9 protein-coding genes are annotated in these 14,910 nt (G+C 68.1%); 4 read left to right on the top strand and 5 right to left on the bottom strand.

Annotation, left to right across the window (positions count from 1 at the left end; translation table 11 throughout):
- Positions 1 to 3: 3 nt before the first annotated feature.
- The 5 genes from AC1DYN_RS16655 to AC1DYN_RS16635 all read right to left on the bottom strand — a co-directional run bounded on the left by AC1DYN_RS16655 (position 4) and on the right by AC1DYN_RS16635 (position 4,980).
- The gene (locus AC1DYN_RS16655; protein WP_477961473.1) at positions 4 to 924 is read right to left on the bottom strand and encodes an amino acid--[acyl-carrier-protein] ligase; all 921 of its coding nucleotides are present in this window, start codon (positions 922 to 924) and stop codon (positions 4 to 6) included.
- A 195-nt stretch (positions 925 to 1,119) separates the two neighbouring features.
- Positions 1,120 to 2,295, bottom strand: a complete 1,176-nt coding sequence (locus AC1DYN_RS16650; RefSeq protein ID WP_477961472.1) for an acyl-CoA dehydrogenase family protein — start codon at positions 2,293 to 2,295, stop codon at positions 1,120 to 1,122.
- A 28-nt stretch (positions 2,296 to 2,323) separates the two neighbouring features.
- Positions 2,324 to 2,566 carry an acyl carrier protein gene (locus AC1DYN_RS16645; protein WP_477961471.1) on the bottom strand — a complete coding sequence of 81 codons (243 nt, stop codon included), beginning with the start codon at positions 2,564 to 2,566 and terminating at the stop codon, positions 2,324 to 2,326.
- Between the two features lie 75 nt (positions 2,567 to 2,641).
- Positions 2,642 to 3,697, bottom strand: coding sequence for an SDR family oxidoreductase (locus AC1DYN_RS16640; RefSeq protein WP_477961469.1), 1,056 nt, complete (start codon positions 3,695 to 3,697; stop codon positions 2,642 to 2,644).
- A gap of 2 nt (positions 3,698 to 3,699) precedes the next feature.
- Positions 3,700 to 4,980 (bottom strand): nucleotide sugar dehydrogenase, encoded by a 1,281-nt coding sequence (locus AC1DYN_RS16635; RefSeq protein ID WP_477961467.1) that lies wholly within the window; start codon positions 4,978 to 4,980, stop codon positions 3,700 to 3,702.
- A 657-nt stretch (positions 4,981 to 5,637) separates the two neighbouring features.
- Here AC1DYN_RS16635 and AC1DYN_RS16630 point away from each other — a divergent pair.
- The 4 genes from AC1DYN_RS16630 to AC1DYN_RS16615 all read left to right on the top strand — a co-directional run bounded on the left by AC1DYN_RS16630 (position 5,638) and on the right by AC1DYN_RS16615 (position 14,646).
- Positions 5,638 to 8,622 (top strand): InlB B-repeat-containing protein, encoded by a 2,985-nt coding sequence (locus AC1DYN_RS16630; RefSeq protein ID WP_477961465.1) that lies wholly within the window; start codon positions 5,638 to 5,640, stop codon positions 8,620 to 8,622.
- A 15-nt stretch (positions 8,623 to 8,637) separates the two neighbouring features.
- A complete protein-coding gene (locus tag AC1DYN_RS16625) occupies positions 8,638 to 11,628 on the top strand; it encodes an InlB B-repeat-containing protein (protein ID WP_477961463.1) in 2,991 nt (996 codons plus the stop codon).
- 155 nt (positions 11,629 to 11,783) lie between these two features.
- The gene (locus tag AC1DYN_RS16620; protein ID WP_477961461.1) at positions 11,784 to 13,433 is read left to right on the top strand and encodes a right-handed parallel beta-helix repeat-containing protein; all 1,650 of its coding nucleotides are present in this window, start codon (positions 11,784 to 11,786) and stop codon (positions 13,431 to 13,433) included.
- Between the two features lie 13 nt (positions 13,434 to 13,446).
- Positions 13,447 to 14,646: a metallophosphoesterase gene (locus AC1DYN_RS16615; RefSeq protein ID WP_477961459.1), complete on the top strand. Its 1,200-nt coding sequence runs from the start codon at positions 13,447 to 13,449 to the stop codon at positions 14,644 to 14,646.
- Positions 14,647 to 14,910: the final 264 nt, after the last annotated feature.

Here is a 14,910-nt window from a genome sequence, read left to right as displayed (position 1 = left end):
CGCTCAGGCCATCGCCAGGCGCTGGCGCACCTCGTGCGGCCAGCGCTTCGGGTCGAAGCCGTGCGTCTTCAGCAGCGCGAGCGCGATGCGCTCGAGGCCGAAGCCGATGCAGGCGGTGTGCGCCGGCTTGCCGTCCGGCGTCAGGATGTCGAACGAGATGCCGAAGTGGTCCAGGTGGTAGTTGCACGAGGTGATCGCGGTCGGCTTGTCTTCCTTGCAGATCGGCACCACCAGCTCGTACTTCAGGTCCTGCTCGCGCTGCGTGGCTTTCATCATGCGTGCGCCGCGGCCGAAGAACGGGTCGTCGGCCAGCACCTTCGCCACCGGCAGGCCCACCGATTCGAGGATGGCCTGGCCGCGCTGCAGCCAGTCGTTGCGGTGGTTCAGCGCCTGCTCGGGCGAACCCAGGCGCACGAATTCGCGCTGGCGGAAGATCTGCATGCGCGCCGGGTCGTCCGACGGCTCGTGGCGGAACACGAAGGTCTTCAGGTCGACCACGCGGCCCTTGTCGGTCAGCGTGCCGGTGGCGGTCGGGTACAGCGGGTAGCAGGCGGCGGGCACCAGCATCACCTCGGCCGGCGAGAGTTCGGTGGTCCAGTCCTGCTTCGCCTCGAACTTGCCCAGCATCGCCTGGTGCTCCTTCTCGCCGCCGAGGAAGCTGTGCACCGAGCCCATCAGGTCGGGGAAGTTGTTGATGTGGTCGATGCGCTCGTAGTGCTGCCGGTTGAAGATCGGCGGGAAGCGCATCACCTCGGCGTCCTGGAAGGCGCCTTCGCGCGTCACCAGCGACTCGAACTGGTCGATGATGTTCTCGAAGGTGCCGCTGCGGCCATAGACGCCGCGCACGCCCAGGGGAATCAGCAGGCCGGCCTCGATCAGCTCGGCCTGGTACTGCTTGTACGGATCGTCGTGGTGGGTGCACATGGCGTGGTGTCCTTGAAAATGGCTCAGTCGGCGCTGGGCGCGCAGCTTGCAGCAGGGGCTTGGCCAGGGTGCTGCCCCGGATTGGCATCCGGGCTACGGGACCGGGTAGCCCGGATGCCAATCCGGGATCTCCGCACCAAGCCGCCGGTTCGGCAAAGGCGCGGGCGCCCATCGAAGACAGTGAACGTCTTCATTTCAGCGCTGCACGATCTGCATCGTGGCGCTCTGGCCGAGGATGCGGTCGTTGTTGACCATCAGCGCAGCACCATACGCATCGCGCAGGTGCCGGCCGAGCGTCAGCTTGGAATCGTTGCGGTAGCCCTGGATGCCGCAGATCAGCATCGCCTTGCCGACGATCTCGACGACGAACTGCGAGGCGGTCAGCTTCAGGTTGTTGATGTTGATCGCGAAGCCGAAGCCGGAGAAGGCCTCGGCATCGTCGGCGAGCAGCAGGTCGTGGTACTCGCGCAGCGCCTGGTAGACGCCGCCGCGCATCGAGAACAGCACGGTGTCGAGCTCGGCCAGGCGCGTGGCCGAGATCGGCGTCACGCTCGGGTTCTTGCGCGCCTCGGCACGCACCGCGCTGCGCGCGCGCGCCACCGCGTCGATCGACAGCCCCAGCCACAGCGACGCCCACACGCAGTGCGCGAACGGGTGCATGGTGCGGCGGTGGATGTCGGCATACGGCTGCGGCAGGATCTGCTCGGCGCGCCCTTGCGACTTCAGCACGAAGCCTTCGCTGCAGGTGCCGCGGAAGCCCAGCGTGTCCCAGCCCGACAGCTTGGTCAGCACGTAGTCGGCGCGGCGCACCAGCACCTGCACCTGGTCGTTGCGCGCCGCGTCTTCCGACTTGCGGCAGGTCACCAGGATCGCATCGGCGGTGGCGCCGTACGAGATCACCGGCGTCTGCTTCTCCAGCGTGAAGCGGTCGCCCGTCACCTGCACCGCGCAGATGCTGGAGCGCACGTCGCCGCCGATGCCCAGCTCGGTGGTGGCCGACGCGATCAGCAGCTGCTGCTCGACCATCTCGCGCGCATAGCCGCGGAAGAACTCGGACTCGAGCGCATGGTGCACGATGCAGCCGACCTGGATCTGGTGCATCGCGAAGATCATCGCGGTGGAGCCGCAGTACTGGCCCAGCACCTCGCAGATCTGCGACAGGTCGCTGATGTTCAGGCCCATGCCGCCGTACTCGACCGGCACGTAGCAGGACAGCAGCTTCTGCTGCTTCAGCGCGGCGAAGGCCTCGTGCGGGAAGCGCGCGTCGCGGTCCACCTCGACGGCGTGCGGCGCGATGACGTCGCGGCCGATGCCGTGCAGCCCTTCGAGCAGGGCAGGCAGTTGGGGGCTGAGCTTGGTGGGTTGCGACATGTCGTCTCCAGGAATGACGGCGCAGCGCTCAGGCGCTGACGAGTTCTTCGATCGCTTCGGACAGCGAGCGGATGCTCTCGAAGGTCTTGCGGCCGAGCATCTTGTCGGAGAACTCGATGTCGAACTCGTCTTCCAGTGCCAGCATCAGGTTGACGGTGGTCAGCGAGGTCAGGCCGGCGGCGTACAGGTCGCTGTCGTCGGTCAGCGTGGCGGCGTCCACCGACAGGCGGGCATGCTTGGCGATGACGGAACGGATCTTGTCGGAGTTCATGGCGGGTCCTGGGTCGAGTCAATCAAGAAAGAAAATCAAGGCGGCACGGCGTCCGTGCGGAACGGGCAAAAGGGTTCAGGCCGGCTGGCGTGCACGCTGCACATACCAGCCGATCGCCTGCAGCAGTCCGGCGCCCACGTCGTGCGTCGGCGCATAGCCGAGCAGGCGCTTCGCCTTGCCCACGTCGGCCAGCGAATGGCGCACGTCGCCGGCGCGGAACGGCGCATGCTCGGGCGGCTCGACCCGCAGGCCGGGGCATTCGTGCCTCAAGGCCTCGGCCAGCGCCGCATGCAGCTGGTTCAGCGTGGTGCGGTCGCCCACGGCCACGTTGAAGACCTGGTTCGATGCGTCCGGATCCTCGGCCAGCCCGGCGCGCAGGTTGGCCTGCACCGCGTTCAGCACGAAGCAGAAGTCGCGCGAGGTCTCGCCGTCGCCGTTGATGACGCAGCGCTTGCCGTCCAGCATCTCGGCGGCCCAGCGGGGAATCACGGCGGCGTACGCGCCGTTCGGGTCCTGGCGCGGGCCGAACACGTTGAAGTAGCGCAACCCGATGGTCGACAGCCCGTAGCAACGGCCGAACACCTCGGCGTACAGCTCGTTCAGGTACTTGGTGACGGCATACGGCGACAGCGGCCGGCCGATCCGGTCCTCGACCTTCGGCAAGGTCGGCGAGTCGCCGTAGGTGGAGCTGGACGCCGCATAGACGAAGCGCTTGACGCCGGCGGCGCGGGCCGCCTCGAGCATCGTCAGGAAGCCGGTCGCGTTCGAGCGGTGCGTGGTCAGCGGGTCCTTGATCGAGCGCGGCACCGAGCCGAGCGCGGCTTGGTGCAGCACGACGTCGACGCCTTCGCAGGCCTGCGCGCAGGAAGCCAGGTCGGCGATGTCGCCGCGGATGAAGGCGTGGCGCGACCAGGCGTCCTCGCCCACCAGGGCGCGCACCTCGTCGAGGTTGGCCTGGTGGCCGGTCGAGAAGTTGTCGAGGCTCGTGACCTGCTGGCCGGCGCGCAGCAGCTGCTCCAGCAGGTGCGAGCCGATGAAGCCGGCACTGCCGGTGACGAGCCAGCGGCGCGGCGTGGCGCGCACCTGGTCGAGCACGGTGTCGAATGCGGTGGTTTCCACGCTGCCGGCCATGTTCAGAGCCGCCACACGTTCAGGCCGCGCGCCTTCAGCGCCTTGGCATCGGCCTGGCTCTTGACGTCGACGTACAGGCCGCCGGGCACCAGCTTGGCGACGTAGTCGTCGATGGTCCGCGCCTTCAGGCCCTTGTGCGCGACCGCGGCGACGATGGCCTGCGCCTTCGGCAGCGCGTCCCAGGCCACCAGGTCGACGCCGTACTCGTGCCGCGCCTCGTCGGCCGCGGCCACCGGGTCGTGCACGTGCACCGTGACGCCGTAGCTCTGCAGCTCGCGGATCACGTCGATCACCTTCGAGTTGCGCAGGTCCGGGCAGTCTTCCTTGAAGGTCAGGCCCAGCACCACGACGTCGGCGCCCTTCACCTGGAAGCCGGCCTGGATCAGGTTCTTGATGGTCTGCTCGGCGACGTACTTGCCCATGCCGTCGTTGATGCGTCGCCCGGCCAGGATCACCTGCGGGTGGTAGCCCAGGCGCTCGGCCTTGTGCGTCAGGTAGTACGGGTCGACGCCGATGCAGTGGCCGCCCACCAGGCCCGGGCGGAACGGCAGGAAGTTCCACTTGGTGCCGGCGGCTTCCAGCACCTCGAGGGTGTCGATGCCGATGCGGTGGAAGATCAGCGACAGCTCGTTGACGAGCGCGATGTTCAGGTCGCGCTGGGTGTTCTCGATCACCTTGGCGGCTTCGGCCACCTTGATGCTCGCCGCCGGGTAGACGCCGGCCGTGATGATGCTGCCGTACATCTCGGCCACCAGCGCCAGCGTGGCCGGCGTGTCGCCCGAGACCACCTTGGTGATGGTGGTCAGCGTGTGCTGCTTGTCGCCCGGGTTGATGCGCTCGGGGGAATACCCGACGAAGAAATCCTGTTTCCACTTCAGCCCCGATTCCTTCTCGAGGATCGGGATGCAGACCTCTTCGGTCGCGCCGGGGTACACGGTGGATTCGAAAACGATGGTGGCGCCGCGCTTCAGGTTGCGCCCGACCGAGGTGCTGGAGCCGATCAGCGGCGACAGGTCCGGGTTGTGCGCGTCGTCGACCGGCGTCGGCACGGCGACGACGATGAAATCGGCGTCCTTCAGGGCCGCCGGGTCGGTGGTGGGTTGCAACAAGGTGGCAGACTTCAGCGCCTCGGTGCTGACCTCGCCGGTCGGGTCGGTGAATTCACGGTATGCCGCGATCTTGGGCGCGGACAAATCAAAGCCAATGGTTTTGTATTTCTTGCCGAATTCAACTGCCAGCGGCAATCCGACATACCCCAACCCGACGATCGCAACGGTGGTCATGATTCTTTATGGACGATGTGTTCCGCGAATAAGTCTGCGGTTGAATTTGAGAAAAGCCAGCGTTGCCATCGAGGGGAACACGCGAGCCGGAAAAGGACGAATGGTAAATCCAGGTGTTTCAAAAAAACTGCCCCGGATTACCGGTTGAGACCCAGACCCCGCTCAAGCTCCCAATTTGAATGGTCGGGATGATCGGAGAACGCCCGGGCAGCGCCAATCCCTGAGTTACGGGGTGCCCACATACCTTGCGGCGACCCGGCACGGGCGCTGCCCACCCTGCAACTTCTGCCAGCCCGGGGTGCGCCGGTCGGAAGTCTTTTCCGATTGTTTTTGTAACAAGCTCCCCGCAAACGCGGGGGTGCACGAAGCGCAGGCTGCGCGCATGGCGCGCGGCAGCGTTGCAACGGCCCGACACCGGATGCCGCCGATGTCAGCCATTCGGACAGCCGATGGATGGTCTGTGTGCGCTGCACCACGGTTTGCGGCGAGTGGGTGCCCACGCGCGGTCCGAACGCGGTCCATCCGTCGTCCGACGGCCACCATCCGGACCGGTCCGTCTATCCCACATCTGGAAACAGGTTCGTGAGTGGGCGCCAACACAATGCGTCCGGCCAGGGCTCCGTGTCGGATCCCGGTGTTAGCCCGGATTGAAGTGCGATGCCCCTGATCTCGACCCTGCGCCCTGCGTTCTCCCCTGTCTCCAGAATCCTGAGCCTGGCCGTGATGGCCGCCACGCTGGCCGCCTGCGGCGGCTCGAAGAGTGGCGAAGACGATGTCTCGGGCTCGCCGGAGCCGGTGATGGCCGTGCTGTCGGTCAACCGCGTCGGCCAGGGCACCGTGGCCTCGACACCGGGCGGCATCGACTGCGGCGTCGACTGCAGCGGCACCTACACGCAGGATTCGGCCGTGACGCTGCATGCAGCGGCGGCCTCGGGCAACCAGTTCGTCGGCTGGAGCGGCAGCGATGCCGGCTGCACCGGCACCGGCGATTGCACCGTGACGCTGGACAAGTCGAAGGCGCTGCAAGCCACCTTCAGCCAGGTGAATGCCACCGAGTACGCGCTCGACGTGACCGTCGCCGGCTCGGGCACCGTCGCGTCCAACGTGACGCCGTTCTCGTGCAGCAGCGCCACCGACTGCGGCGGCAGCTTCGCGACCGGCACCGTGGTCACGCTGACGGCCACCCCGGCCAGCGGATACCAGGTCGGTGCCTGGAGCGGCAGCGGCGTCTCGTGCAGCGGCAGCACCTGCGCCGTGACGATGAGCAGCGCCCGCAGCGTCAGCGTCAGCTTCACGCCGGTGGCCGCGTCCACCTTCGCGCTGAGCGTCGGCACCAGCGGCTCCGGCACGGTGAACTCGTCGCCCGCCGGCATTGCCTGCGGCAGCACCTGCAACGCGAGCTTCAACAACAACACCGTCGTCACGCTGACTGCATCGCCCGCCTCGGGCTATTCGTTCAGCGGCTGGAGCGGCGCCGGCTGCTCGGGCACCAACACCTGCGTGGTGACGATGTCGGCCGCGCGCAGCGTGTCGGCCAGCTTCACCGCCACGCCGGCCAGCAGCGTCGCGCTGAACACCGCCGTCACCGGCAACGGCGCCGGCACGCTGGTGTCCAGCCCCGCCGGCATCAACTGCCCGACCGCCTGCACCACGACGCTGGCCAGCGGCACGAGCGTCACGCTGACCGCCACCAGCGGCACCGCCTCGCACTTCGGCGGCTGGACCGGCGCCTGCGCCACCATCGGCACGGTGACCACCGCCGGCGGCAGCTGCACGCTGAAGCCCACGGCCACCACCACCGTCGGCGCCGCCTTCGCGCTGAACACCTACACGCTGACCGTCGTCAAGCAGGGCAGCGGCACCGTCAACGCCAGCGGCGCCAGCATCGCCTGCGGCAGCACCTGCAGCGCGACGGTCAACGCCGGCACCGCGGTGACGCTGAGCGCGACGCCGGCCAGCGGCTACACCTTCAGCAACTGGAGCGGCGCCTGCACCGGCACCAGCGCCACCTGCCAGGTGACCGTCAATGCCGCGGCCAGCGCGACCGCGGTCTTCACCGCCACCCCCACCTCGACCTATGCACTGACGGTGTCGACCACCGGCTCGGGCACGGTGTCGAGCTCGCCCACCGGCACCGCCTGCGGCACCGGCTGCACCAGCTTCGCGGCCAACACCAGCGTCACGCTGACCGCCACCCCGGCCAGCGGCTACAGCTTCACCGCCTGGGGCGGCGCCTGCTCGGGCAGCAGCAGCACCTGCGCGGTGACGATGTCGGCCGCGAAGTCGGTGACGGCCACCTTCACCGCCACCAGCACCGGCGGCAGCGGCAAGAGCTGGTACGTCAGCCCCAGCGGCAGCGATTCGGCCGCCGGCAACAGCCTCACGGCGCCGTTCAAGACCCTCATGAAGGCGGTCGGCGTGGCCACCGCCGGCGACGTCATCGAAGTGCGCGCCGGCACCTACACCGAGTCGGTCGTGATCCGCAGCGCCGGCACCGCGTCGGCCCGCATCACGATGCGCGGCTACAACGGCGAGCGCCCGGTGCTGCAGAGCAACGGCGCCGGCCCGACGATCTACTTCTACAACAGCGCCTGCGACGAGGACGCCATCGGCACCGGCACCGGCAACACCGACTGCTTCGCGAGCTGGTGGACGCTGCAGGGGCTGGAGGTGCACGGCAGCGCCAGCGGCGGCGGCGACGGCAACGTCGTCAAGATCGACACCGCCAAGGTGCGCCTGCAGGGCAACAAGCTGTGCTGCAGCGTGGCCGACATCGTGAAGCTGGTGCGCACCGCCAACGACGTGGAAGTGCTGGACAACGAGATCTTCCAGAACACCAGCCTCGTGACTCCGGGCACGAACGCGCAGGGCGTGGACATCGTCGGCGCCAACAACACCCGCGTCGCCGGCAACAACGTGCACGACGTGCCCGACTTCGGCATGTACGCCAAGGGCAATGCCCGCAACACCCTGTTCGAGAACAACCTGCTCGTCAACATCGGCCGCGCCGACAACGGCCACGCGATCATGCTGGGCCAGGAGACCGACACCGAGCGCCTGGTCGACGGCAACTACGAGAGCTACGACGGCATCGTGCGCAACAACGTCGTCGTCAACGCCACCTGGGCCTGCGTCGCGACCTCGTCGTCGTCGAACGTGCGCATCTACAACAACAGCTGCTACAACACCGCGACCGCCGGCCAGGGCTCGATCTTCGTGTCCAACGAATCCGAGATCGGCACCCCGGGCGTCAACATCGAGATCTACAACAACATCATCTACGGCTCGGCCGGGCGCCCGTTGATCAAGGTGAACAGCGATGCGATGACCGACTTCACCACGCTGCGCATCGACGGCAACATCTACTACGCGACGGGTGGCGCGCCCGGCTTCTCGCTGAAGGACAACAGCATCTCGTCCACGCAGTGGGCGGCGCAGTACAAGGCCGTCACCGGCCGCACCGACACCAGCCGCATCGTCGACCCGCAGTACGCCACCACCACCGGCGGCACGCCGCTGACGCTGAAGAGCACCAGCCCGGCCATCAACACCGGTGTCGCCACCTCGCTCGTCACGAAGGACTACCTGGGCACGGCACGGCCGCTGAACGGGACCATCGACGTCGGCGCCTACGAATACTGATCGGTCCTGTCCTCCATGAAGCACCTTCGCCTCGCGCTGCCCTTCGCCGCCCTGCTCGTCCTCGCCGCGTGCGGCAAGGGCGAGGAAGACGCCGCCCCCGCGCCCACCGCCCAGGCCAGCCTGACCGTCAGCCGCATCGGCCAGGGCCAGGTGCAGTCGACGCCGGCCGGCATCGACTGCGGCGCCGACTGCAGCCAGGCCTTCGACAGCGGCACCCAGGTCACGCTGAGCGCGGCTCCGGCCAGCGGCTATGCCTTCGCCGGCTGGAGCGGCAGCGCGGTCAACTGCAGCGGCACCGCCGACTGCGCGGTGACGGTGGAGACATCCAAGTCCGTCACCGCCACCTTCAGCCAGCAGACCGGCACCCGCTTCAACCTGGCCGTCACCATCGCCGGCGGCGGCACGGTCAGCGCGGACGTCGGCACGCTGAGCTGCGCGACCGCGAGCGACTGCATCGGCAACTACGCCGCCAACACCGCCGTCACGCTGACGGCCCAGCCGGCCACCGGCTACGCCTTTGGCGGCTGGAGCGGCAGCGGCCTCGCCTGCACCGGCAGCAGCTGCACGGTGCAGATGAGCAGCGCGCGCTCGGTGACCGCCACCTTCACCGCATTGCCGGTGCCCAGCTTCGCGTTGAACGTGACGCTGAGCGGCTCCGGCAGCGTCAGCTCGGCGCCGGCCGGCATCAGCTGCGGCAGCGACTGCAGCGAGAACTACCCGCAGGGCAGCAGCGTCACGCTGTCGGCCGCGCCGGCCAGCGGCTTCTCGTTCAGCGGCTGGAGCGGCGCGGGCTGCACCGGCACCGGCAGCTGCAAGGTGACGCTGTCGAGCGCGCAGACCGTCAGCGCGAGTTTCGCGCCGACGCCCGCCAGCATGGCGGCGATCAACGTCAACGTGAGCGGCAGCGGCACGGTGCAGTCGGCGCCGTCGGGCATCAACTGCCCCGGCGACTGCGCCGAGATGCTGCCGATGGGCACCCAGGTCACGCTGACCGCGAAGGCCGCCGCCAAGCAGCGCTTCGCCGGCTGGACCAACACGTCCGCCTGCACCGGCACCGCCGAGACCTGCAAGGTGACGCTGTCGAGCTCGACCGCCGTCAACGCGACGTTCCAGACCATCACCTACACGCTGACGGCCAGCAAGACCGGCTCGGGCAGCATCAAGGCCGCCTCCGGCGCGCTCGACTGCGGCGCGACCTGCAGCGCCACCTACGACAGCGGCGCCACCACGGTGCTGACCGCCACGGCCGCCGACGGCTTCCAGTTCGCCGGCTGGGGCGATGCCTGCGCCGCCAGCGGCACGGTGCCGACCTGCAGCGTCACGATGGGCGCCAGCCAGAAGGTCAGCGCGACCTTCACCGAGCGGCCCAAGCTCACGCTGACGGTGACGACCAGCGGCAGCGGCACGGTGGCGATCACCACGCCGGCCACGGCCTGCGGCACCAGCTGCTCGCCGAGCTTCGCCTCGGGCACCGTCGTCACGCTGGCGGCCACGCCGGCCAGCGGCGCGAGCTTCAGCGGCTGGAGCGGCGCCTGCTCGGGCGTCGGCGCCTGCACCGTGACGATGGCGCAGGCCGCCGCCGTCACCGCGACGTTCACGTCCAGCACGCCGTCGGACACGACGCCGCCGACGGTCTCCAGCACCAGCCCGGCCGCCGGCGCCACCTCGGTGGCGATCACCAGCCCGGTGTCGGTGACGTTCTCGGAAGCGGTCAACTGCAGCACCGTCACCAGCGCCAGCCTGTCGATCAACGGCGTGGCCGGCGCGGTGTCGTGCTCCGGCTCGAACGCGGTCTTCACGCCGTCGGCCGCCCTCGCCTACGGCACCACCTACACCGCCCAGTTGGGCACCGCGGTGAAGGACGTGACCGGCAACGCGCTGGCCGCCGCCAAGAGCTGGACCTTCACGACCGGCGCCGCGCCGGTGGCCGGCGGGGCCTTCACCTTCATGGCCTACGGCGACAGCCGCTCGGGCAACGGCTGCGACGGCAACGTCGCGCACATGGCGCTGGTGAGCCGCATGGTGGCCGAGCCGGCCTCGTTCGTCTTCAACCTCGGCGACATGATCACCGGCTACGACAAGTCGACCAACTGGCTGCAGCGCGGCGATTGCCCGAGCGATGCATCCAAGGGCAGCTTCAAGGAAATCATCGCGCCGCTGCAGACCAAGACGCCGGCCGCCGGCCTGCCGGTCTTCTACTACCCGGTGGTCGGCAACCACGACGACAACTTCGGCGACGGCTGGTACCCGGACAAGTTCGGCGACGGCTTCTGCAGCGTGTTCGACCCGAAGCAGCTGGTGCCCAACCACACCCAGAGCAAGGCCTACTTCAAGGACTGGACGACCGCGAGCGTCAAGCACTACAGCGATGCCGAGTTCTACACCGCGGCCTGCGCGAAGACGCGCAACGGCGTGTACCCGGACTTCATGTACTACTCGTTCGACTACAAGAACACCCACTTCGTCGTGCTGCGCGTCAACTCCGACTACTACGACCTGATGGAGTGCTCGAGCAACTGCACTGCGGCCAACGAAGGCAACTACGACGCGTACTACTACAAGCACCAGCTCGACTGGCTGCGCTACGACCTGGCGAAGAACGCCGCCAACACCGCCATCCAGAACACCGTGGTGCTGATGCACGCGCCGGTGATCTCGTACTCGGACGGCCATGCGCCGGTGGCCTCGTGGCCGACGCTGGTGAAGGAGTTCAGCAAGTACAAGGTGAAGATGGTCATCTCGGGCCACAGCCACGTCTACGAGCGCTCGGTGCCGGTGTATGCCGACGATGCCAACCCGAACGGCGTGCGCGACGATGCCAAGGGCACCGTCTACGTGGTCACCGGCGGCGGCGGCTCGGCGCTGGCGGGCTTCAAGACGCTGGGGCCGCTGAACGCGAAGGCGACGGCAGCGCACCACTACATGCGGCTGGACGTCAACGGCAGCACCGTCTCGGTCAAGGTGACCGGCAAGGACGGCACGGTGCTCGACAGCTTCTCCCGCTGATCCAGGGGCCACCTGACTAGGGGGGATGCGCGGCGGCACGGGCCGCCTCGTTGTCGGACAATCCCGACTCGCCCGGGCTGTCGACCCGGTGAGTGGCATCCGGGGTCCTGGCAGTGAGCATCAGCAGAGTTCAGCGTTTCGCGGCGGCCGCCGCAATGACCGTCTCCATCCTGGCCGCCTGCAGCGGCGGTGGGGGTGGCGGGGGCTCCGGCGACAACGGTGGCGGCGGATCCGACGGACCGCAGCTTGCGCTGCAGGTCCACGTCGACGGCTCCGGCAGCATCACCTCGACGGTGGCCGGCCTGTCGTGCAGCACCGACTGCAACCTCTCGCTGTCGCAAGGCAACAGCTACGTGCTGAACGCCGTGCCGGCCACCGGCTACGTCTTCAGCGGCTGGGGCGGCGCCTGCAGCGGCAGCGCGTCCTGCACCGTGACGATGAGCGCGGCGACCCTCGTCAGCGCCAGCTTCACGCCCGGCGGCAGCTCGAACGGCAAGAGCTGGTTCGTCAGCAACAGCGGCAGCGACAGCGCCGCCGGCACGCTGGACGCGCCGTTCAAGACCATCATGAAGGGGGTCGACAGCGCGCAGCCCGGCGACACCATCCAGGTGCGCGCCGGCACCTACAGCGAGGCGGTCGTGATCCGCACGGCAGGCACCTCGACCGCCCGCATCACATTGCGCGGCTACAACGGCGAGCGGCCGGTCCTGCAGCGCAGCGGCACCGGCCCGACGATCTATTTCTACAACGACGCCTGCGACGAGGACGCGATCGGCAGCGGCACCGGCAACACCGACTGCTTTGCCAGCTGGTGGACGGTGCAGGGCCTGGAGGTGCGCGGCAGCACCACCGGCGGCGACGACGGCAACGTGATCAAGGTCGACACCGCCAAGGTGCGCATCCAGGGCAACAAGCTGTGCTGCAGCGTGGCCGACGTGGTCAAGCTGGTGCGCACCGCCAACGACGTGGAAGTGCTGGACAACGAGATCTTCCAGAGCGCGGGCGTCGTGACGCCGGGCAGCAATGCCCAGGGCATCGACATCGTCGGCGCCAACAACACGCGTGTCGCCGGCAACTACGTGCACGACGTGCCCGACTTCGGCATGTACGCCAAGGGCAATGCGCGCAGCACGATCTTCGAGAACAACCTGCTGGTCAACATCGGGCGCGCCGACAACGGCCACGCGATCATGCTGGGCCAGGAGACCGATGCCGAGCGGCTGGTCGACGGCAACTACGAGAGCTACGACGGCATCGTGCGCAACAACGTCGTCGTCAACGCCACCTGGGCCTGCGTGGCCACGTCGTCGTCGTCGAACGTGCGCATCTACAACAACAGCTGCTACAACACCGCGACGGCGGGCCAGGGCTCGATCTTCCTGTCCAACGAATCCGAGGTCGGGCAGGCCGGCACCGGCGTCGAGATCGTCAACAACATCATCTACGGCTCGGCGAACCGGCCGGTGATCAAGGTCAACGGCGACGCGCTGACGAACTTCGCGACGCTGCGCATCAGCGGCAACATCTACTGGACCTCGAACGGCGCGCCCACCTTCTCGCTGAACGACACCCAGGTGCCGGCGGGGCAGTGGCCGACGCTGTACTCGACGGTGACGGGTCTCACGGATGCGAGCCGCGTGCTCGACCCGCAGTACGCCACCACCACCGGCGGCACGCCGCTGACGCTGAAGAGCACCAGCCCGGCCATCGACACCGGCGTGCCGACGGCGCTGGTCGCGCGCGACTACCTGGCGACCGCGCGGCCGCAAGGCGGCAAGATCGACGTCGGCGCCTATGAATACTGAACGGGGTCCTGCGATGCATCGTCTTCTTCACCTGGGCCTGCTCGTGCTGGCGGTCGTGGCGGCCTGCAGCGGTGGTGGTGGCGGCGAATCGGCCGAAGCGGCCGCGCCCAGCACGCCGGCCGGCGACGGCACCAGCTTCAGCTTCCTGGCCTACGGCGACAGCCGGGCCGGCGGCGGCTGCGACGGCAACGTCATCCACATGAACCTGGTCGGCAAGATGGCGGCGGAGAAGTCGGCCGCCTTCGTGTTCAACACCGGCGACATGATCACCGGCTACGACAAGTCGACCAACTGGGTGCAGCGCGGCGATTGCCCGAGCGATGCGTCCAAGGGCAGCTTCAAGGAGATCATCGCGCCGCTGCAGACCAAGACGCCGGCGGCGGGCTTGCCGGTGTACTACTTCCCGGTGGTCGGCAACCATGACGACAACTTCGGCGACGGCTGGTACCCCGACAAGTTCGGCAACGGCTTCTGCGACGTGTTCGACCAGGCGAGCGTGCAGAAGCTGGTGCCCAACCACACGCAGGCCAAGGCCTATTTCCAGGACTGGACGCGCAGTGACGTGAAGCACTTCACCGACAGCGAGTTCTATGCCTCGGCGTGCGCCAAGACCCGGGGCGTGTACGGCGAGTTCATGTACTACTCGTTCGACTACAAGAACACGCACTTCGCGGTGATGCACCTGAACTCGGACTACTACAACCTGATGGAGTGTTCGAACAACTGCACCGCGGCCAACGAGAGCAACTACGACTCGTACTACTACAAGCACCAGCTCGACTGGCTGCGCTACGACCTGGCCAAGGCGGCGGCCAACCCGCTGATCAGGAACACCATCGTGCTGACGCATGCGCCGCTGGTGACGTACTCGGACGGGCACGCGGCGAACGCCTCGTGGAACACGCTGCTGCAGGACTTCAGCAAGTACAAGGTGAAGATGGTGATCTCGGGCCACAACCACGTGTACGAGCGCTCGGTGCCGGTGTATGCCGACAGCAGCAACCCGGCCGGCGTGCGCGACGACGCGAAAGGCACGGTGTACGTGATCACCGGCGGCGGCGGCTCCGACCTGGCGGGGTTCCGTGCGATCGGTTCGCTGAACGCGAAGGCGAGCGCGGTGAACCACTACCTGCGGCTGGACATCAAGGACTCGACCATCACGGTCAAGGCCATCGGGGTCGATGGCAGCGTCGTCGATTCGTTCTCGCGCTGATGGTTCTTTTGCCGCGAGGAGGTGGGGCGCTCCTCTGCGGGAATGTCCCCCGCGGAACGCCTGCCTGGCGGCAGGCCTTCCGCTCCTCCTTTATTTCCCTCCGAGGAGCACCCCACCTCCTCGCGTCGCGCACCGCTCCCTCCCCCCCAAAAACACGACGCACGCTCTTTTTTTGGGGGGAAGTGCGCGGTGCGGCGTGGGGAGCTGGGGGGCTCCTCGGAGGGAAGTAAAGGAGGAGCGCCTTGATTGCCGCCAGGCAATCAA

It is taken from the genome of Rhizobacter sp. P2_D12, from assembly GCF_056404395.1.
This window is presented reverse-complemented; position numbering and strand designations above follow the sequence as displayed.